The organism is Glaciibacter kafniensis (genome assembly GCF_039538945.1).
In the GTDB taxonomy this organism is placed as follows: Bacteria; Actinomycetota; Actinomycetes; order Actinomycetales; family Microbacteriaceae; genus Cryobacterium; species Cryobacterium kafniensis.
Genome location: NZ_BAABCN010000015.1, coordinates 63545 through 84677 on the forward strand (window position 1 = coordinate 63545; position 21133 = coordinate 84677).

General features: G+C 64.9%; 16 protein-coding genes. 7 read left to right on the top strand and 9 right to left on the bottom strand.

Annotated features, from left to right (window positions below; translation table 11 throughout):
* Positions 1-29: 29 nt before the first annotated feature.
* Genes ABD791_RS18160 through ABD791_RS18175 form a run of 4 tightly spaced genes read right to left on the bottom strand, consistent with a single transcriptional unit; the run spans position 30 to position 6568 of the window.
* The gene (locus ABD791_RS18160) at positions 30-2315 is read right to left on the bottom strand and encodes a cell wall-binding repeat-containing protein (protein WP_345069288.1); all 2286 of its coding nucleotides are present in this window, start codon (positions 2313-2315) and stop codon (positions 30-32) included.
* Positions 2316-2348: 33 nt separating this feature from the next.
* Positions 2349-4133, bottom strand: coding sequence for a glutamine--fructose-6-phosphate transaminase (isomerizing) (gene glmS, locus ABD791_RS18165; protein WP_345069289.1), 1785 nt, complete (start codon positions 4131-4133; stop codon positions 2349-2351).
* The gene (locus ABD791_RS18170; protein WP_345069290.1) at positions 4133-5152 is read right to left on the bottom strand and encodes an NAD-dependent epimerase/dehydratase family protein; all 1020 of its coding nucleotides are present in this window, start codon (positions 5150-5152) and stop codon (positions 4133-4135) included. Before ABD791_RS18170 ends, glmS begins: the two co-directional genes overlap by 1 nt.
* Before the next feature lie 54 nt (positions 5153-5206).
* Complete coding sequence (locus ABD791_RS18175) at positions 5207-6568, bottom strand: nucleotide sugar dehydrogenase (protein ID WP_345069291.1); 1362 nt, start codon at positions 6566-6568, stop codon at positions 5207-5209.
* A gap of 262 nt (positions 6569-6830) precedes the next feature.
* Between ABD791_RS18175 and ABD791_RS18180 the strand changes: the two genes are divergently transcribed.
* A complete protein-coding gene (locus tag ABD791_RS18180) occupies positions 6831-8129 on the top strand; it encodes a glycosyltransferase family 2 protein (protein WP_345069292.1) in 1299 nt (432 codons plus the stop codon).
* Between the two features lie 22 nt (positions 8130-8151).
* Here ABD791_RS18180 and ABD791_RS18185 read toward each other — a convergent pair whose 3' ends face one another.
* The 3 genes from ABD791_RS18185 to ABD791_RS18195 form a co-directional block, all read right to left on the bottom strand.
* Complete coding sequence (locus tag ABD791_RS18185; protein ID WP_345069293.1) at positions 8152-10836, bottom strand: LuxR C-terminal-related transcriptional regulator; 2685 nt, start codon at positions 10834-10836, stop codon at positions 8152-8154.
* A gap of 303 nt (positions 10837-11139) precedes the next feature.
* A complete protein-coding gene (locus ABD791_RS18190; protein ID WP_345069294.1) occupies positions 11140-11520 on the bottom strand; it encodes a DUF1304 domain-containing protein in 381 nt (126 codons plus the stop codon).
* 71 nt (positions 11521-11591) lie between these two features.
* Positions 11592-12608, bottom strand: coding sequence for an MDR family oxidoreductase (locus ABD791_RS18195; protein WP_345069295.1), 1017 nt, complete (start codon positions 12606-12608; stop codon positions 11592-11594).
* Positions 12609-12749: 141 nt separating this feature from the next.
* Between ABD791_RS18195 and ABD791_RS18200 the strand changes: the two genes are divergently transcribed.
* The 6 genes from ABD791_RS18200 to ABD791_RS18225 all read left to right on the top strand — a co-directional run bounded on the left by ABD791_RS18200 (position 12750) and on the right by ABD791_RS18225 (position 18908).
* Positions 12750-13994, top strand: coding sequence for a S1C family serine protease (locus tag ABD791_RS18200; RefSeq protein ID WP_345069296.1), 1245 nt, complete (start codon positions 12750-12752; stop codon positions 13992-13994).
* 130 nt (positions 13995-14124) lie between these two features.
* Positions 14125-14793, top strand: a complete 669-nt coding sequence (locus ABD791_RS18205) for a response regulator transcription factor (RefSeq protein ID WP_345069297.1) — start codon at positions 14125-14127, stop codon at positions 14791-14793.
* Entirely contained in the window at positions 14790-16055 is a 1266-nt protein-coding gene (locus ABD791_RS18210) for a sensor histidine kinase (protein ID WP_345069298.1), read from the top strand. The genes ABD791_RS18205 and ABD791_RS18210 overlap by 4 nt, the downstream gene beginning before the upstream one ends.
* 149 nt (positions 16056-16204) lie before the next feature.
* Positions 16205-17614 (top strand): ferredoxin reductase family protein, encoded by a 1410-nt coding sequence (locus ABD791_RS18215; protein WP_345069299.1) that lies wholly within the window; start codon positions 16205-16207, stop codon positions 17612-17614.
* A complete protein-coding gene (locus ABD791_RS18220; protein WP_345069300.1) occupies positions 17611-18147 on the top strand; it encodes an FMN-binding protein in 537 nt (178 codons plus the stop codon). Before ABD791_RS18215 ends, ABD791_RS18220 begins: the two co-directional genes overlap by 4 nt.
* A complete protein-coding gene (locus tag ABD791_RS18225) occupies positions 18144-18908 on the top strand; it encodes an FAD:protein FMN transferase (RefSeq protein WP_345069301.1) in 765 nt (254 codons plus the stop codon). Before ABD791_RS18220 ends, ABD791_RS18225 begins: the two co-directional genes overlap by 4 nt.
* Positions 18909-19283: 375 nt before the next feature.
* On the opposite strand, the gene ABD791_RS18230 is transcribed toward ABD791_RS18225, so the two are convergent.
* Together ABD791_RS18230 and ABD791_RS18235 are read right to left on the bottom strand one after the other, a co-directional pair.
* Entirely contained in the window at positions 19284-20123 is an 840-nt protein-coding gene (locus tag ABD791_RS18230; RefSeq protein ID WP_345069302.1) for an ABC transporter permease, read from the bottom strand.
* Entirely contained in the window at positions 20120-21022 is a 903-nt protein-coding gene (locus ABD791_RS18235; RefSeq protein ID WP_345069303.1) for an ABC transporter ATP-binding protein, read from the bottom strand. The genes ABD791_RS18230 and ABD791_RS18235 overlap by 4 nt, the downstream gene beginning before the upstream one ends.
* Positions 21023-21133 lie beyond the last annotated feature (111 nt).

The window sequence follows — 21133 nt, forward strand, 5'->3', positions numbered from 1 at the left end:
CCGCTCCCTCGGGGTCAGTTGGCTCCGTGCTAGCTGCATGGCACCATGTTTTGCACTCCGCTGGTGAGCACCGCCTCGCCGCCGAAGAGCACGGCTTTGGTGGCGGCCACCCGGGCGATGTCGGCGCCGACAGATCCGAGGACACAGGTCGACGCGGTCAGGTACAGCGGCCCCGCCTTCGTGCCGGCCAGGGCGCCGCCGACAATGGCATCCGCATAGCCGGAGCCGGTGGCGAGGTAGACCGTGTCGCTCGTCGCGAACGCGTCATGGTTGATCGCAATCGCGGTGCCGTACCGATCACTGCCGGCAAAGCGTTTGACCGCGGCTGCACCGAACGACGTCTTCAGCGAGTTTTCGATTCCGGTGCTGACGGCGGCGGCGCCTCCCGCAATTTTGACCGTCGTCGTGCCGAGATTCTTCAGAAGTGTCACCGTCCCAGTATCGATCGCACCGGCGTTTCCGGGAACAAGCACGACAGGTCCCGCGAACCGTGCCGCGCCGGGCGCCGAGGCCAGTGCGTCAGGGAAGTTGAGTCCGCTCGCCACATACGCCGTTGTGGCGCTGCCGGAACTAAATGCGTTCTGCGCGATCAGCTGGGATGTCGCGTATCGGTCGGCGCCGCCGATTCGTACGGTGGCTCCGAGTGCTTTCAGTTGGTTGAGCACGCTGTCGGAGACGACAGCTGTTCCGCCCACCACAACGATGGTCGAAGGCTGCAGGCGCTGGATTTCAGCCTTCACCGCTGCCGGCAATGAACCGGCTTCTGTGAGCAGAACGGGCGAGGCGAAGTGCGCCGCGGCCGGTCCGGCGCTCAGCGCGTCGGGAAAGTTCCATCCGTTCGCCACATAGACGCGGGAGACCCCGGCGGCGAATTGCTTCGAGACCTGGATGGCCGTGCCGAACCTGTCGGCGCCTGCCAAGCGGGTAACGGCGAGCGGGGTTGTCGGACCGCCGCCGCCGACGGGAGGTGCGCCGACCGAATCGTAGAGGGCGTAGTCATCGGTGATGAGCTGCCCGTTCTGAATCAGGTTCAGACCGAATGCGATGGCGGTTACTCCGGCCGGAATCGCCGGAGTCGTCCAGGCAGCCTGGGTGTAGCTCGCGCTCGCCGCGAAATACGGGCTATCGGTCCAATACGTCCAGACACCGTTCACATCACGCTTCTGCACATTGAACTGGGTCGTGACTGTTGAGTTGTACCAGGCACGCAGCGAATAGGTGTGCCCTGGTGTGACAGTGGGCGCGCAGGTGCCGAGATCCATGGTCAGCAGGAGTTTCGAGTCTCCGCTCGCATAGTTGGTCATCGTGAGCTTCTCAGCGATCTGACCGGTGTGGCCGGGGGACACTGTCGAGTAGGCCGGTGTGTTCGTTCCGAATCCTTCGATCTTGAAACAGGACGGAACGCCGTTGGCTCCTACCGTCTCCAAGCTCGGGTTCTGCACTCCATTGACGCCCGGGCCGGGAGCTGCGGTGTTCGGGCTGGCAACAACCGGCTTCACTGAGCCGCCGATCACCTGGTTGGCGGTTTTCACGAGGGTGTTGTTCGTGGCCGACCGAGCGGCCAACCAGGTTGCGAAAGCGGTCAGTGTCGTGGGCGTGACCGAGAGGCCATCGGTATCGCACGCTGTGGCACAGATGTGGTGGAAGGTCAGTTGAACCCAGCCACCAGTGGTTTCTGCATTGGTGACGGTCTTCTTCAGATCGTCGAGAGTCCAGGCGGTGGTCACCTGGTCAGGTGCTTTAACTACGAACGGATTGGCCGGCGGTATCGTCTCCGCAAAGGCTTCGCCCGCGCCGCCGAATCGCGTCTGAATATCGCCGAGCCCCCGCGCGCTGTTGTAGCCGCAGCCCTTCACCGCTGCCTCTGCGGCAGCGTTGACCGATGCGAACGGGTAGGCGAAACTCGTCACCGCAAAGCCCCAACTCGTGAGTGTCGCCCGGTCGGTACAGACCTGGCGAGATGCCTCGGCAGCCGTCACCGTCGTCAAATCGGCATGGTTCACGGTGTGGCCGCCGATTTCGTGTCCTGAATTCGCCATGCTCGTCAATTGAGCGCGGGTCAGGTAACCGGCTGCGCCGACAAAGCCGGACGGAATGTAGAAGGTTCCTTTCAATCCGGCGGCATTCAGGATGCTGACTGCCGCCGTCTGATCGGCGTTCGCGTCGTCGAAAGACAGAGTGACTGCAGTGTTGGGGCCGACCGCTGCGTGTGCAGGGGCGACGACGCCCACCGTGGTCAGGGCAAGGATGAGACCGGTCAGGACCGCAATCCATCGTGCCGATGTGCCGGGCTTGTCTGGACGTCGAGTTTTCATATCGGGCAGCGCTCCTTGATCGCGGTAATGCGGTTAATCGACCGTGACCGACTTGGCCAGGTTGCGGGGTTTGTCGACGTCGAACCCGAGTTCGGCGGCGAGTGTGAAGGCGAGCAGTTGCAATGGGACAACCGCTTCGAGGGGGCCGCAGGGCGACAGAGTGCCCAGCGGGATATCGACAACGCTTCCGGCGCGACCGATCGTGACGACGCGTCCTCCGCGGGCCAGAACCTCAGCGATATTTCCGGCGAGGCGGGGGTCGCCGTTGTCGACGACGATGACCGGAGTGCCGTCCTCGACGAGGGCAAGGGGGCCATGTTTGAGCTCCCCAGCGGGATACGCTTCGGCCCACCGGTAGGTGAGTTCTTTCAATTTCAGAGCCCCCTCCATCGCGTACGGGACCGCGGCTCCGCGGCCCAGAAAGATGAAGCCGCTGGCGTGGCGCACCTCGTCGACGATGCCGGGAATCGCCGCGCGGGCAGCGAGCGTTGCGGTAGCAAGACGATCGGGCAGCGAACGCAACTCACCGACGAGATGCGCGGCGTCGCCGGAGCTCAGGCGACCAAACTCGACGAGTGCAGAGAGGATGAGTCCGGTTCCGACCAACACCTGGCAGACGAAGGTTTTGGTGGCGGCGACGCCGATCTCGGCGCCGGCGGAGCATCCGAGCACGGCGTCGACGTTACGCGCCAGCGTCGAATGCAGATTGTTCACCAGCGCCAGCATCGGGCGGTCTCGCGGGCCTTCCTCGACAGCCCGCAGCACATCGGCGGTTTCACCCGATTGGCTGATCGCGATGGTGAGCGTTCCCGGCTCGACGATGGTTCCGGCGGCCTCGCTCGCCACAACGATGTTGTGAGCGAGCCCGCCGAACCGGCTCACTGCTCCACCGATCACCAGACCGGCATTGAGCGAGGTACCGCAGGCGAGCAGTCTGAGGCGTTCGAAGGGTGCCAGCTCGAGTGAACGCCAGAGAGCGCCGTTTGCGATGTCGTCGCCGATCGTGTCGAGAATGCGCGCTGCAGCGTCAGGCTGCTCGTCGATCTCGCGGGCCATGTGATCGACGCGGTCGGTCGGCTGGATTCCCTGACGTCGTGGTGGGCAGGAAACCGGGTCGGGGGCCGGACTCCGCACTCCGGCGTGCAGCCAGATCAGTTCGTCGGCTAGTTCGACCGTGTCGCCATCGCCGAGAATGCGGAATTCGTCGACCCAGTCGGTCAGAGCAGAAATGTCGCTGGCAAAGAACGATCCCTCTGTCGATTGGGCGACGAGAAGGGGGGACCGGTGCGCGGATGCCACCACGCGGCCTGTCACGGTGTCCAGCGCGACGAAGGCCCAGGAACCGGTCAGTCGGTGCACGCTTTGATCCACGGCCTGCCTCAGGTCGCCGGAGTGCGCCATCGCTTCTTCGAGGAGATGGCCGATCACCTCGCTGTCGACCTCTGAGGCGAAGCCATGACCAGTTCTGCTCAGCTCCTTGCGCAGCACGTCGGCGTTTTCGATAATCCCGTTGTGCACGACGCTCAGACGCTGATTGCAGTCTTGGTGAGGGTGGGCATTGGCGACGCTGACCCCGCCGTGTGTCGCCCAGCGGGTATGACCGATGCCGGCGTCGCCGAGTTCCGGGCCTTCCCAGCTGTTCGTGAGTGTCTGCAAGGAATCGACCCGATTCGTGGTTCGAAAGACCGCAGTGCTTCCGTCTTGCGCGGTCACTGCAATCCCGGCGGAGTCATAGCCGCGGTATTCGAGTCGCTTCAGGCCGGCCATTAAATAGTCGGCGGCCCCGGTGGTTCCCCGGCAGGCGATGATGCCGCACATCAGCCGACCGCTTCGTGGGAGAACGGGGTCGCCAGCGTCATCGCTTCGTTGAGGTGTCCGCCATGCGACGTCGCGCCGGCCACCCGCCGAATGACCTCATCGAGCGGAGTCGACGGGGAGAACCCGACGAGGGCCATGGCCCGGGAGTTGTCAGGCACGCGTCGGCGCATGTCTTCGTAGCCTTCCGCATAGGCGTGCGCATACGGCACGAGCCGGATGGCGCTCCTGCTGTCGAGAACCGAGATCGTGCGGCGCGCGAGCTGAAGGATTGAAATCTCCTCAGCACCACCGAGGTTGACCGCAGTTCCGTATGCATCCGGCGTCTCCGCCAACTTCACCAGGGCCGGGATGATGTCGCCGACGTAGGAGAAGCACCGGGTTTGCAGGCCGTCGCCGAACACCGTTAGCGGCTCGCCGCGTTGCGCCTGCCCGACGAGGTTCGGAACGACCATTCCGTAGCGTCCGGTTTGACGCGGCCCGACGGTGTTGAAGAGCCGCACGATGGCCACCTGGAGCCCATATTCAGACCAGAAGGCGTGGGCGAATGACTCGTCGATCCCTTTGGCGGCGGCATAGGTCCAGCGGGACTTGAGCGCTGATCCGAGAATCCGATCCGCGTCTTCGGAGAGGCGGTCTGCCGTGTTCTTGCCGTACACCTCACTCGTCGAAGCGAGGAGCAGGGTCGCCCCGGCCGATTGGGTTGCCTCCAAGACGTTCTCGGTGCCATGGATGTTGGTGCGCAGGCTGGTCAGCGGCTCTTCGACGATGATCTTGACGCCGACCGCTGCGGCCAAGTGGTACACCTGGTCGGCGCCGGCGATCACGCTGTGCACGAGGGAGCGGTCGAGCACCGTTCCCTCAACGAATCGGAGCCGAGGATTGCGCAGGGCCGTCTCGAGGTTGAAAAGCGTTCCCGTCGACAGATTGTCGAGCACCACGACGTCGTCGCCGCGTCGAAGCAAGTGGTCGACCAGGTGGCTGCCGATGAAGCCGGCGCCTCCGGTAATGACACTTTTCATGGTTTCCTCCTGCGTGGTCAACTGACGGTCAGTGAGCAGAGCGCCCTGCCGCGGCTACAACAGCTCCCGCTCGAGCAGATCGTCTCTGCGGTAGGTGGCGTCAAGCACTGTCGTTTCGGCGGGAATCCAACTGAGATCCGATCCGGAGTGATTGGTGTGCACGAGCACCAGGTCAGCGCCGAACGCCGCCGGATTGACGGTTCCGTCGAGCTCGATTCCGTCGGCAAGCATGATCGACTCAAAATTGGGATCGTGGTAGGCGATTTCAGCGCCCAGCCCATTCAAGAGCGAGAGGATCTCGAGCGCAGGAGACTCCCGGAGGTCAGAGACATCCGGCTTGTAGGCGACTCCGACCACGAGAATGCGTGACCCGGCGATTGACTTGCGTTGGTCGGAAAGAATCTGGCGAATCCGCTCGACGACCCGACGAGGGCGCCCGGCGATCTCCGACATCGCTTGTTCGATCACCGGGAGGGTGATGTGCGATTTGCGCAGCTGCCAGAGGAGGTAGTGCGGGTCGCACGGGATGCAGTGCCCGCCGACGCCGGGGCCGGGAACGAACGGCATGAACCCGTATGGTTTCGTTGCGGCGGCCGTGATGACCTCCATCACCGGAAGCCCGAGCGCGAGGCACGCTTCTGCGAACTCATTGGCGAGGGCGATGTTGACGGCTCGAAACGTGTTCTCGAGCAGTTTCGTCATCTCGGCGACTTCCATCGATCCCACCGGGTGCACGCTGTGGGCGTATCGTCCCAGCAACGCAACCGCCAGGCGCTGGCACGTCTCGGTCGCCCCGCCGACCACGCGGGGAACGTCTTCGTGCGCGTAACCGGCATTGCCCGGGTCGATTCGTTCGGGGCTGAACGCCACGAAGACATCCCGCCCGACGCTGAGTCCGCGCATCTGCAACGGACGCAGCAGCAGATCGCGCGTGCAGCCGGCGTATGTCGTCGAGGTGAGAAGCAGAAGCTGCCCGCCGATGGCCGCGTCGACCACCATTGAGCAAGCGGCGCGAAGGATGGTCAAGTCGGGGGTGAGGTGTTCGTCGAGCGGGGTCGGCACGCAGATGATGACCGCTGCGGCGTCGCTCAACCGATAGGTGTCGCTGGAGATCTGAAAATCGTCTCCGGGGAGTGCGGCCTCCAGGCGTTCCCGGTCTGAGTCCAAGAGATCTGCCTCGCCATTGCGGATCGAGTCGAGTCGTCGTTCGCTGAGGTCGAGGCCCAGCACGCGTGCGCCAGACGCATGAAGTGACAACGCGGTCGGGAGACCGACGTAGCCGAGCCCGACGATTGCGACGTCGAAGTCGAATTGGGTGCGAGGGATGACCGGGATCGGCTCGGTCTCTGGCTGAAGCTCCGTGGAGGCTCGGCGCAGTCGGGATGTTTGTGTTGCGCGTGCCGTTTCGAGTGACATTCCATTCCTCAGTTCTGACTGGATGGATGCGGGGTGGGTTGTTCCTCAGTGTCTGCGAATTGCCGGGCAGCGTGAGTGTTTTCGGCCCGATGTGTGGTTTCACGCAGACATCCCGCAGTGCTGTGTGGTTAACCGTGGCGGTGAAGCTCAGCAGCAGGTTTTACTCGGTGTTACGGTGTCGAGGCGTTGGTTTCGATGCCATCGAAGACCTCACGCGAACCGGTGTCTGCACGTCACCGGCGTCGAACCCGGGAGACCTGATATGTCTGCATTCGTCATCGCGATGGTCGTGGTGTTGGGTGTGAACACTGTGCTCTGGAGCCTGGTGGGGCTGGGGCGCGCGATGTTCGCGTTCTTCACTCGTCACCGCTATCGGCGGTGGCCGAAACAGCGCAGCCGCGTTGAGGCCGGCTCCGTCGCCGTCTTGATCGCGGCGCACAATGAACAGCTCGTTATCGCCAGAACGATTCGCTCGGCTTATGCCCTGGTGCCCCACGGCAACGTCTTCGTGGTGTCAGACGGTTCGACCGACGGCACAGTGCGGGCGGCAGTCGAGGCCGGGGCGCGGGTGATGGATCTGTCACGGAATCGCGGAAAAGCTGGGGCGTTGACGGTGGGAATCACCCATTTCAATCTGGCCGATTCGTTCGAGGTGGTGATGCTTCTCGACGCGGACACCGTGCTGGCGCCTGACTACCTGGCCACTGGACTGCCCTACTTCGACGACCCCACCGTTGTCGCTGTCGCGGGGAGGGCGACCACGCTCACCGAACCGCAACCCCGCAACCGCGTCGGACGCTTCCTCGTCGCCTACCGGGAACGGTTCTATGTGGTCATCCAGTACCTCATCAAGTATGGACAGGCCGCGCGCCCGATCAATGTCGTGTCGATCGTTCCCGGGTTCGCGAGCATGTATCGCGCGCGGATCTTGGCGGACATCGATATCGCCGCTCCCGGATTGGCGATTGAAGACTTCAACATGACCTTCGAGGTTCATGCGAAACGACTCGGCCGGATCGCGTTCCGGCCACAGTCGGCAATCGCATCCACACAGGATCCCGACACCTTTGCCGATTACCGAAAACAGCTTCATCGCTGGACCTTGGGCTTCTGGCAGACGGTGCGTCGCCACGGCCTTCACTTCGGTGCGTTTTGGGCTGCGCTCGGGCTGTACATCCTCGAACTTGTCGTCAGCAGCGTGGTGCTCCTGATGCTCGTTCCGCTCTTCATCGTCTCCTGTGTGGCGACAATCTGGTTCGACTCGACAGGGACAGAGCTGGCGGGTGTCGGCCAGATCGCCGAGACGTTTCCGCCTTTGGCCATAGCGCTTGGCGTGTTCATTCCCGACTACCTGCTCACGATTTTCACGGTGTTCGTCACTGGCCGGCCGCGCTACCTCTTGCTCGGCCTCGGCTTTCCGTTCATGCGGGTTGTGGATGCAACGATCTGCTTGCGCTCGCTCGCACAAGCCCTGCTCGCCACAACGGTGGCCCCGGCCGGAGCATGGAAGAGCCCGGTGCGCCGACCGCCGGTTACAGCGGGCGCCCGGCGTCAGCTCTGAGACGCGTCAGCTCAGAGACGCGTCAGCGCGGCAGGATCGACCGTCGGTTCTCGCCACCGTCGGTCGAGAGCATGGCGGTGAGATGAGATCGCGAGCGTGCGCCGAGCTTGTGATAAATGTGGGTCAATCGCACTTCCACGGTGCGAAGCGACACGAAGAGCTCCGCCGCGATCTCCTTGTTCCGCATCCCGCGGCAGACGAGCAGGGCGACCATCTGTTCATCGGGGGCAAGCGATTGAAGAAGCGGATGCTCCGGCGTCGACTCGTAACCGCGGCCGGCGGCATCCGCCTTTCGCGCCCACGAAATTGCACCGAGCTGGGTGAGGATCATCCGGGCTGACAGAAACTGTTCCCGGCTCTCAGCTGAATGTCCGAGCGCTTCGAGTCGGGTGGCATAGCTCAGAAGGGTTCGACCGAGCTCGAACTGCGAGTCGCCGGTATGCCAGAGCTTGAGCGCGCTCTGGAAAGCGAGAAGCGATGGCTCTCCCGGAGTGACAAGAGCCCTGGCTCTGGCGGTCGCCAGCGTGATCCAGCGTGAACGGTAGGGCAGAGACCTGGCATGGAATTCCTGAAACTGGGCGACCGCTTCGTTCAACTGGCCCGCCATCGAGTACGCCTCAACAAGGTCGACCTCGTGGCGCAGAAGCGACGGATTCTTGAACCCGGCACCGATGGTCGATGCGGTGCGGAGAAAAGCGATCGCATCGCCTGGTCGTCCGTCCATCAGGGCAAAGCTCCCTTGATGGGCCAGGAGCCTGGCTGTCAGGGCCGGGTTGTCGGATGCCGCGAACCGGCGGGTGCATTCCGCGATCGCGGCGTCGGCTTCCGCGCGGTTTCCGGTTGCCTGCCAGTACCAGGCCATCAGGAGGTGGTGCAGATTTCGGTGCAATTGCACGGTGGAGTGTGAGTCGTGCAGGCGACTGATGATCTCCAGCGCCTCATTGTGATGCCCCGACAAAATATCGTTCTCAGCAAGAAAGTAGCGTGCATCGGCCAGCCAGATCGGATCGGGGGCCGGCTCAAGGGTGAGAAGCGCAATGAAGATTCGGCGGGCCTCTGCAAAGCGGTCGGCGTAGGTGAGGCTTCGACCGAGAATTGACAGTGCCTGGGGAGAGGACTTTCCCGCTCCTTCGTGGCGAAAGATCCGTTCGTACATTCTGTTCGCCGGCCCCGGTTCACCCTCTAGGGAAGCTTGAAGCATGGTGACGAGGTTGTACTCCTCGACCGCGTCGGTCGCGGAGTGGGCCAGGAGTCGACCAGCACGCTCCAGTAGCGCAGCGGCCGCCTCGGTTTCCCAGCGTTCTGCATGGAACTGGGCGACGACGAGTTGCACCCTGGCGGCGGCATCCGAGTCTTCACCAGGGCGTGCGCTGGTCCAGCGATCCGTCTCTGCGGTGAGGAGCTGCCGGGTGGAGAGAAACTCGATGCGGGTGCGGAGCACGGCGAGTTTCGGCGCGACCTCGCTGCGTTCGGACAGGCGCTGACCGCGCCGGGCGTATCTCTCGGCGTAATCAAGTTCACCTTGGAGTAGGAGCTCACTTGAGAAGTCACAGAGCGCTTGGGACAGATCGGCCGCTGCCGGGGCAAGGGTGAGCGCGCGCTCGGCCAGTTCGAGCGCTTGCACCGTGCGCCCGTGGCGGGTGAGAATCGTGGCTGCGGCCATCAGCTCCTCTGGGTGCACGGTGCCGGGGTTCAGCCAGCTGCGATGCCAGGTGGCAAGTTCGGGCTCGTGCCCCGCCTCGGCCCGCAGCGCCGAAGCATGGTGGTTCAAGCGGCTCGTCGCGCTTTGCGACCAGTAGATCTGGGATCGAAGTAGCGGGTTGTCGATGCGAAGGTAGCGTCCTTCTCTCGCCACGGTGCCGGAGGCGACGAGTTCCTCCAGCGCCATCGGAACGCGAACCGAACCCTGAAGCACGGCATTCTCGCTGCTGAGGAATGCGGATGAGAGGCGCTCAAGAAGAAGGCGCAGCTCGGTGGCGACGGGTCCGGAGTCGTTTTCCTCAGGGACTGAAGTGATTCGGGGACCGCGGAGGGGGAGGATGAGGGCCTCGGCGTGAAGTCTTTGCCGTTCGGTGAGTGAACTCGCGATGTAGGCCAGCGCCCGCGGGTTTCCGGCCGACGAAGAAACCACGATTCGTGACACTGCCGCATCGATGTTCGGGCCGACGAGCGCCGTGACGAGGGCGAGGGCCTGGGAATCGTCGAGAGGGGACAGCGTCATTCGGGGTAGGGAGGCGAGCGGGCCAGTGATCGGGTCTGATGACGCTGTGCCGACCACGCGGAGCCCGCTTCCGGTGAGCCGTGCGGCAACCATTGCCAGCACGACCTGGCTGGGGAGGTCCATCAGGTCCACGTCATCGACGAGAAGGAGCGTGGGGGTGGCGGTGGCCGAGTGGATGAAATGGAGAAGCTCCGCGGTCACCGTCTGAATCTGACCGCGCCATCCCGGTGGGTGCAGGAGACGCCGGGACAGCTCGATTGCTGCGGGATGGGAGAAGGAGGTGACGATGGTCGACAGCCCAGACAGCGGCAGGCTTGATTCGGCCGGGTTGATCCGAACCCGAAAGACCTCGGAGTCGACGAGCGTCGCCGCGTTGTCGAGCACGGTGGTTTTTCCGGTTCCGGGCCCGCCGACGAGCAGGAGGGCAACTTCAGGAGCGGTTGCGGCAAGATCCTTGATCCGCGCAATCGCATCTGCCCGGATCATCGGTCCTGCTTGGCGAGTAGGAGGCGCGGGTCGGGCAAGGAGCACATGCGGGGCATGTGCCGGTTCTCAGAGCACAGGTTCTCAGTGCACAGGTTCATCGGGTGCCACGATTCGGGTCGCGGAAACGGATTCTCTCGCCGCCGGGAGAGGGGGATGGTGCATGTCGTGCATTCGGGCCGGGTAAGGAGCCTGAATGACGCTCATTTCACACTGGCGGCTCGGGTGAGGTCAGCAAAATGAGAGTCACTGCCAAAGTATTCCGAAACCCGAAAAGATGTGCCCCCAATTTGGGGGTCATTGACATTATGTGAGCAGAAACAGCACGAAGCCGATCAGCGGCAGTGTGCCCTGAATCAACGCCGGACGCAGATAACGGCGGCCCGACGTCGTCAAGACGAGTGCCGCCAGCACCATGGAGCCGGTCGAAAACAGCACGAGCGCGACGCCGGCTTGCTGCACATTAGTGAACCAGAGCGTGAGCCCGAGCACCGCCCCTGCCGCCAGGAATAGATTGTAGAAGCCCTGGTTGTAGGCCATGGAGCGCGTCGTGTCGGCATCCGCTTGGCTGGCCAGTCCGAATCGTTTCCAGATGCTCGGCTGCGTCCACCAGACGCTCTCCATCAGAAAGATGTACACGTGCAGGGCCGCTGCAAGGGCGACGAATACTGCGGCGACGATGATCATGCCAGAAGTGTACGACGTGGCTCAGGTTCAACCGGCACACGGATGCCTTGGACGGGTCCGGCCGGCAGGTGTCAGGCCCTCACGTCGACGACAGTGCGGCCGTGCACGCCACCGGCAAGTATGCGCTCCGCCGCATCGAATGCCTCATCCAGCGCGATCACCGTCGTCAGCGCCTCCAGCTGGGAGATGTCGAGTTCGCGTGCCAACCGCTGCCACGCCTCCTCGCGAAGCGCCAGCGGCGCATCGACGGAATTGATTCCGGCGAGCGTCACTGCCCGCAGGATGAACGGCATGACGGTGGTCGGCAGATCGGCGCCCTGGGCCAGCCCACAGGCGGCCACGACCCCGCCGTAGTTGGTCTGCGCCAAGGCGTTGGCCAGCGTCGCGCTGCCCACCGAGTCGACGACGGCAGCCCAGCGCTGGGTCTGAAGCGGCTTGCCGACCGTTGCGAGTTCGGCACGATCAACGAGATGGGTGGCGCCGAGGCCCCGCAGATAGTCACCGAGTTGTGCCCGGCGCCCGGTCAGAGCATGAACCTCGAAGCCGCGCCCGGCGAGCAGCGAGATAGCGACGGAGCCGACCCCGCCGGCAGCGCCCGTCACGAGCACGGGGCCGGACGCGGGCGTCACGCCCTGTCGCTCGAGAGTCATCACCGCGAGCATGGCGGTGAATCCGGCGGTGCCGATCGCGGCAGCCTGCTGTGCGGTGAGGCCATCGGGCAGGCGCACGAGGCTGGCGCCGTCGACGCGTGCCCGCTCGGCCAGGCCGCCATTCAGACGTTCGCCGAGCCCCGCCCCGTTCTGAATGACGGTGTCACCGGCGCTCCAGCGCGGGTCGGTGCTGCCGGTCACCACGCCGACGATGTCGATGCCGGCGATCAGCGGCCAGACGCGCACCACGCCGGGCTTGCCGCAGAGGGCAAGGCCATCCTTGTAGTTGATGCTCGAGAACTGAACGTCGATGGTGACGTCGCCCGGAGCGAGAGAGTCGTCATCGACGAGGTGTAGCCCCGCCGTCTGCTGGATGACGCCGGCGGCATCCGTCTCGGTGTCGACGACGATGGCGCGAAACTGCGACGGTGTGCTCATGCGCTCAGCCTAGGCGGCGCGTTGGCCCAGCACAGCGGAGCGGGCGTGTGCGGGGTCTGCGTCATCTCCGAAACAAAGGTGACTCAGACCTGCGGCTCCCCATAGACTCCGCTGAAGGGACAGCACGACACGGACGGGGACATGATGGACCAGCAACCGGGGGAGACCCCTCAGAATCCGGCTGAATCGGTGCCGCCGACAGGATCAGCGCCGGCGCCGACTCCTGCAGCATCGGCAGCAGGTCCAGCGCCATCAGCGGCACAACCCGCACCGGCGCCGACTGATACGAAGCCCTTCTTCTCGCGGCCTGGAGCCCTCCTCGGCTGCGCACTGGTGGTGGGTCTCCTCGGTGGCTTTCTCGGCGGCTACCTGGGCCAGTTGGCCGGCGCGAGTAGCGCCCCGACCTCCTCGGGAACACCCGGAGGGTCGGCAGGGACGGTCACCGGTTTCTGCGACGCTGCAACGGTAGCGGCGAGGGTTCTGCCCGCGATCGTCACCATCAATGTGGTCAGCAGTGCCGGCGGCGGGGTAGGAACCGGCTCGATCATTCGCGATGACGGCTACATCTTGACGAACAACCACGTCATTTCGGATGCCGCGAACGGCGCCACCATCATCGTCACGTTCAGCAACGGCCAGCAGGTGCCCGCGACGCTCATCGGCCGGTCTCCGCAAGCTGACATCGCTGTGGTGAAGGTCGACATCGGCTCGAAACTGCCGGCCGTCGCCATCGGCGACTCCGATATGCTCGCCGTCGGACAGCCCGTCGTGGCCCTCGGCGCCCCGCTCGGCCTGTCGAGCACCGTGACGGCAGGCATCGTGAGCGCTCTCGGCCGCGATGTGCCGGTGGCGAGCGATGACGGAGGCGCCGCGCTCCTGGCCGGTGCCATCCAGACCGATGCGGCCATCAACCCGGGCAATTCGGGCGGCGCGCTGGTGGACTGCAACGGTGCACAGATCGGCGTGAACTCGGCGATCGCGACAGTTCCCAACTCGGCGGGGCAAGCCGGCGGCGGAAGCGTCGGCATCGGCTTCGCTGTGCCGGTGAACCTCGCCATGTCGCTGGCCAACCAGCTGATCGACACCGGCAAGGTCTCGTACCCGTACTTCGGCATGCAGGTCGTCGCGATCCCGCAGGATGTCGCGGAGAAGTTCAACACCGAGCCCGGCTTGTTCGTTGAAGGGGTCACCCCGGGCGGACCGGCAGAGAAGGCGGGAATCCAGGCCGGCGACATCATCACCGCCCTCGACGGCCAGTCGGCCACCGACGTCGCAGCATTGACGCGGATCAAGCTGACGAAAAAGCCCGGCGACACCGTTGAGGTCAGCTACCTGCGCGGAACGGAGAAGGGCACGGCGACGGTCACGCTCGGCGAGGCGCCGTAGCGGCGCGCGTGCCGTCGCAGAGGGGGCGGGGCCGATGGCCTCGGCCCCTCTCGTCGTTGGGGCAAGCCGAATGCCGGCGCCGCGACCGCAGGCATCCGTTTCTCAGTGCTTGTGAACCTATACTTCGACCATGCCCGAGCAGCCGCGTGTTCTTGTTGCTGAAGACGACACTCGGCTCGCGCAGATGCTGCGAGACCTACTGACCGGGGAAGGTTACGAGGTCACCGTCGCGCATGACGGCCAGCGCGCGCTGCATGAGGGCCTGACCAACGAATTCGACGTGCTCCTGCTCGATCGCGGGCTGCCGGTGATTGAGGGACTTGACGTTCTCGGCAAGCTGCGCGCAAACGGAGTGGTGACACCTGCGCTGATTCTGTCAGCGCTCGGAAACCCGGCCGATCGCGTCGAGGGGCTGGACCGCGGTGCCGAAGACTACCTGTCGAAGCCGTTCGACATCGACGAACTTCTCGCCAGGCTGCGAGTTCTGCGCCGCCGGCTTACCTCGACGGTACCGGTGCTCAGAGTTCCCGGAGGGATGCTCGACACCGGCAGCAGGTCCGTCGCGCTCGACGACGGGAGCACCGTCACCCTGTCGGAACGCGAGGGAGATTTGCTGGAGCGGCTCGCTCGTCGTTCTGAGCAAGTCTTCTCCAGGGAAGACCTGCTGGTGACGGTCTTCGCCGACGCCGACGATGCGGGAGTTGTCGATACCTACGTGCACTACCTGCGCAAGAAACTCGGGCGCGGGATCATCGACACCGTGCGCGGTGTCGGCTATCGACTGGGCCGGTCGGCATGAACTCCCGGGATCTCGTTGAGTCGCGGCGTGCCGCTCGCCGGTTGGCTCTTCAATTCGCGGCACTCATCGTCGTTCTCTTCGCCGTTCTCGGCGCCGTCGTCTTCGCCATCGTGAGCGCAAGTCAGGCTGAGGCGACGCAGCGCAGTCTGGTTGCCGCGTCACTCATCGACTCGCCTCACGATGCACCGCCCGGAGTGTTCGTTGTCATGGTCGGCGATCACGGTGTTCAATCTTCCCCGGACTTGCCGAACGGGCTGCCAGACGAAGCGGCACTCCGCACGGTTGAAGGCTCGGGTGGCGAGGTACAGACCGCGCTGACCCTCGACGGGCAGGACTACGCTGTGCTCACGTCGCAGGGACAGAGGGGCATCAGCCAGGTGGCGGTCAGCCTCCACGAAAGCCAGGAGGAACTCGCACGGCTGGGCTGGGCCTTGGCCATTTCCGGCGTTCTTGCGGCTGTCGCCGCCGTTCTCATCTCAGCGTGGATGGCGCGCCGGGCCATGCGTCCGCTGGTCGAGGCGCTCGCTCTGCAGCGTCGTTTCGTGATGGATGCGAGTCACGAGCTGCGTACGCCGTTGACGCTGCTGAGCACCCGCGCCCAGATGCTCCGGCGGACGTTGCCGACGGCATCCGTGGACAGCTCGCCCCTCGCATCGGTCGCGTTACCTGCGCACGTTTCGTCGGCGTCTTCCGTCGACATCGCGGCGGCAGTTGAGGAGATCGTGCAGGACTCCCGAGTGCTCACCGAGATTCTCGAGGATCTCTTGATTGCGGCAGACCCACGTGAGGTCGCGCCCACGTCCCGGCTCGATCTTGTCGCCCTTGCTGACAATGCCGTGGCATTGCAGAGCCCTGAGGCAAAAAGGCGCGGGCTGCTGCTCGCGCGCGACGGCTCGCCCGGTCCGGTCGTCATTCAAGCGGCCGGAGTCTCGATCCAACGCCTCTTCACCGCACTCATCGCCAACGCACTCGATCACGCGAAGACTGAGGTGCACGTCGAGGTGAGTCGTTCAGGCTCGGATGCCCTGATCCGGGTGAGCGACGACGGCCCGGGTTTTGCGGCGGGGATGGACGCGGCGGCATTCGAACGATTCGCGTCGTCGCGCCCGGTCGTCGACGCGCCGAACCGCCCTCGGCACTACGGCCTCGGCTTGGCCTTGGTGGCAGAAGTGGCTGCCCGCTACGGAGGCAGGGTCAGCATCGAGCCAGCCGCCCATGGAAGCGGTGCCGTGGTGCTCGTGAGGCTGCGCGCCGGTTCGTAGGCAGCGCCGGTTCGTGAACGGCCCAGTGCGCGGAGCAGGGCAGATTCATAAGTTATGCCCCGAATTCTCCCAGCTGGTCTAAGAAAGTTGGAAGAAACCTGCCGGAGTGTGGTCTCTAGAGACGCACTGAATCCGAGAAGGGGAACTCCATGGCCACGCACGTGGTGACTGACAGACGTGCAGGCCGAGTGGGCCAGAGCATCACGTCCTGGCGGCCGAGAGTGCGCGGTTTGAGTGCGCCGGCGCAGCGTCGTCGTGCAGTGCTCGTTCGCGCCGTGCTCACCGCCGGCCTCGTCGGCGTGCTGCTCATGTGGTGGACAAGCACCGGCCCGAGTTCCGCGGCAACGCCAGCCGCACTCACTACCACCATCGGCGAGCTGAGCGGGATGCTCGGCGGGTATCTCGTCTGCGCCCAGGTGCTGCTCATCGCCCGGATTCCCTGGTTCGAAGCGTCGGTGGGGATGGACAAGCTGGTGCTCTGGCACCGCACACTCGGCACCGCCGTCATCCTCCTGATTGCAACGCACGTTGGATTCATGATCGTGGGCGGAATGCTCTTCGACCAGTCGACGCCCTGGGCAGAGATCGTCACGATTCTGACGAGTTACCCCGACATGCTCACGGCGCTGATCGGCACGATCGTCTTCTTCGTGGTGGGGCTCAGCAGCGCGCGACTGCTGCGCAATCGCCTGTCATATGAGGCGTGGTACTGGCTGCACATGACGACCTATGTCGCCATCTTCCTGACTTTCTTTCACCAGATCAGCGCAGGAGTGCACTTCGTGAGCAACCCCATCAATCGTGGGGTATGGATCCTGCTCTACCTCGGCACGGCGGCCGCGGTTCTGACCTGGCGCGTCGTCCTCCCCGTCGTCGTGGCCTGGCGTCAGCGGTTACGCGTCGATCGCGTCGTCATTGAGAACTCGGGAACGACCAGCGTGTGGTTCAGCGGAAAACGAATGGATGAGTTGGGCATCCGAGCGGGCAACTTCATGCTCTTCCGTTTCCTGTCGTGGGGGCATCTGCTGACTGCCCACCCCTATTCCATCTCCCGCATCCCGCAGGCCGGGGTGCTGCGCATCACTGTCGGTGCGCTGGGCGACCACTCGCGACGCATTCGGCAGCTGCGGCCAGGAACACTCGTCTTCGCTGAGGGGCCGTTCGGGCATTTCACGGCGGATCGAGCGAGTCGTACCCGAATCCTTTTGATCGCCGGCGGTGCGGGAATCGGCCCGATCTGTGCACTGGCTGAGGAGTTGACGGCCCGCGGCTACGGAGTGACGCTTCTCTATCGCGCCCATTCGGTCGAACATCTGGCTCTGTTGCCCGAACTCGCGCTCATGCCAGGTCTGAGACTGATTCCGGTGCTCGGGCGGCGCAACGAACTCGGCTACGACCCGCTCTCCGCGCAGGCGGTCGCTGCGCTTGTCCCCGATGTGAAAGATCGGGAGGTCTTCATCTGCGGCCCGGCCGGACTGGCGCTGCAAATGGAGTCGGTACTCCGCAGCCTGCGGGTTCCGATGCGTTTCATCCACCGCGAAGAACTGAGCCTGTCATGAGACTGAAGAAGTGGCGCGGCACCATGCTGTTCGCCGTGATTCTGACCACGATGGGACTCACCATCGGGCTGAAGCTCTACGGCACTGCCGATCTCGTCGGGGCTTCGGCATCGGGCACGACAACTTCGGCCGGCGTGGCACTGCCGTCGACCCCGCAGCCAACGGTCGCCTCGGCTCCGGTGCCCAGCGGGGCCGCGGTGACTCCGACTCCTGCGCCGAGCGCGACAGCAGCGACTCCCAGCGCGGCTGCGTCGGCCGGCGTCACCACAACGATCGACGGTCAGGTGGAGCAGACGCGGTACGGCCCCATTCAGGTCGCGGTCACCTTCGTCGACAGCACCATCACCGCAGTGACTGAGCTGCAGGCTCCGAGCAATGAGGGGCGAAGCGTGGAGATCAACCAGCAGGCCGCACCCCTTCTCGAGCAGGAAGTGCTGGCCTCGCAATCGGCGAACATCGACACCGTGTCCGGTGCGACGTACACCTCTGACGGCTACGCCCGATCGGTGCAATCAGCGATTGACCAACGATGAGACATGTTGAGACCGTGATGGGCATCCCGATGTCCGTGGACATCCGCGATGCCGGTGACCACGCTGATGCTGTTCGCGCTGCGTTCGACCTGCTGGCCGCCGCCGATCTGCGGTTCAGCTCGTATCGAGATGACAGCGAAGTGAGCGCCGTCAATCGCGGCCTCCTCGCGCCCGATCAGTACAGTGCTGATCTGCGGGAGGTGCTCGCCCTGGGCGCCGGGGCTCAGCGTGCGTCACGAGGCGCATTTTCTCTGCGACTGCCCGGCCAAAAACTCGACACCGACGGCGTGGTCAAGGGCTGGGCCGTGCAGAAGGCGGCAGATCTACTCGGCCAGGCCGGCGTTCGCGACTTCTGCTTCAACGCGGGCGGCGACGTCGTCGTGCGCGGTGCGCCCGAAAACGGGGCTCGGTGGAATGTGGGAGTGCGGTCGCCCTGGAACGCCGCCGAGATGCTGATGGTTCTGGCCGTCACCGATGGTGCGGTGGCCACGTCGGGCACCTACGAGCGCGGGAATCACGTCACCGACGGACGCACCGGCCTCGTTGCCGGGGAGCTGGTCAGCGTCACGGTGACTGCCGCCGACCTCTGCACCGCCGACATCCTGGCCACCGCTGTGTTCGCACTCGGCACTGATGGCTTGGCCTGGGGGTTGGAGAATGGCGCGGATGCCGTCATTGCGATCACGCATGACTGTCGCGTTCTGCAGGCGGGCACGGTTCCGTTCGCCGAACCTGTCCCCACATTCCTTCGCCGAACTTGACTGTTCCGGTCGAGGCGCTCCGTTTCGCCGCACAAACTCGACCGCAGGTGTCAATCTCGACGGGCGCGTTATCGTGCGCCTGATGGCGATTGAGGAAGTCAGGCAGGGTGGCGGATGCCCCGGGAGAGGAGCATTGCCCAGGACTCCGGGATATCCTCGATGCGCGCGGTGACGATCAGATGGCACAGCTGACCGTCAGCAATGAAGTGCTGCACCGCATCGTCGCTGCCGCCGGACCGTCGAGCTTGACCGTTTCGGTCGAGGTGCCCTGGTACACCGCTCGGACTCGACCGCAAGGGGTCGATCTCGGTGGCGCATCCGTCGATTCGGATTCGAGACTGCGTCACGGGGCTCGACAGGGTCGACCAACGAGGTCTAGGTGACGTCCTTTTTCCAGCTGGAGAAGTAGCCGCCGAGGCCGGCTGCTGCGGCATACGCTAGCAACACGAGACCACCCTGCCACCAGTCGAGTGAGGCCGCCGAACTGCTCGATGCGCTCGCGATCGTGAAGAAACTGGCGCCGACCAGGGCATCGGATGCCGCACCCGGCAAGAACTGGCCAATGCCGGCGGTGACCTCGGTGAACGAGGAAGCGAGGCGCAGCAGCGGCTCGACGAACTGCGTGAAAGCCAGCACGATCACAATTGTCGCGACCTGATTCGGCACAAGTACGCCGAGACCGACGCCGATCGTCGCCCAGAGGGCCATCGCGAGCATCGCTCGGCCGACGAGCGCCCAGGTCGCGCTGTCACCGAGCTGCGGGTCGATGCCGAAGCCGTTCATCACGAGCGCGCCGATGCCGACGGATGCCGCCAGGGCGATCGCCCCGTATGCCGCGCCGACGACGAACATGCTGACGCCCTTCGCACCGAGCACTCCGAGGCGGCGTGGGTTTGCGAGGAACGTCGGGGTGAGGGTCTGGTGTCGGAACTCGCCCGTTGTGGCCAGTGCCCCGATCAGGACAGGAAAGACGTATCCGACCGACGACGCGAAGCTGTAGATGAGCGGGGGCAGGCTTTCGGCGGGCGGGGCCCCACCGCCCGTGCCGCCGGCGCCGGGACCGATGGCCCCGGTGTTGATGCCTCCGAAGAGAGCCGAGAGTCCGCCGGCCAGCAGCGCAATGTAGAAGAAGAGAACGAGGGCGAGAAGCCACCACATCCGCGTCGTGAGGATTTTGGCGAATTCGGCGGCAATGGAGCGCAGAAAGACGATCACAGCGAGTCACCTCCGCCGACGAGAGCAAGGAACGAGTCTTCGAGACCCGATTTCTGCCGATGCAGAACACTGATTTCGACCCCCGCCGCGAAGGCGAGATGGCCGATTCTGCCCGGGTTGGCCTCGGCGACGAGGAGCCCGGTGCGGCCGAGCGCGAAGCTGAGACCGGCGGCGGAGAGGGCGGCCGATAAGGCGTCGCGATCGGGGGAGTCGACGATCACCTGCGGGGCGACCTCTGAGTCGAGACTGGCGAGCGGCCCCCGGTGCACCAGGTGCCCCTTCGCGATGATGACGACATCATCGACGCTCTGCTGCACTTCCGACAGCAGATGCGAGCTGACCAGTACCGTGCGCCCTTCAGCGGCCATGGTGCGCAGAAACCCGCGGATCCATTTGATGCCCTCCGGGTCGAGGCCGTTGATCGGCTCGTCGAGCACGAGCACGCCCGGGTCGCCGAGCAGCGCGAAGGCGAGCCCGAGGCGCTGGCGCATGCCGAGCGAGTAGCCGCCGACCCGGCGGGAGGCATAGTCGCCGAGCCCGACCAGGTTCAGCACCTCGGTCACCCGAGTGGACGGGAGGCCGGCAGCGATGGCGTAGATGTTGAGGTGGTTGAAAGCCGTGCGACCCGGGTGAAAACTTGCCGCTTCGAGTGCAGCGCCCACCGTTGCAAGGGGCTGGGCCAGGTCACGGTAGCGGATGCCGCCAAAGGTGGCTGTTCCGCTCGTGGGAGCGACAAGTCCGAGCAGGATGCGCAACGTTGTCGTCTTACCCGCCCCATTCGGGCCGAGGAACCCGGTGACTTTGCCTGGCTCGACGGTGAACGACAGATCGTTGACCGCGGCGACAGCGCCGAACTTCTTCGTGATGTTGCTGAACTCGATGACAGCGCCCGTCGGCATCCGTTTCCCCTCAATCGTTGACACCACCCTATGGGCGGCAGGCGCCCTCGGGCGGGAGGCAGGGCGGTTCGCGAACCTTGGGGCCGACCGGTGCGCGAACTAGCATGGCGT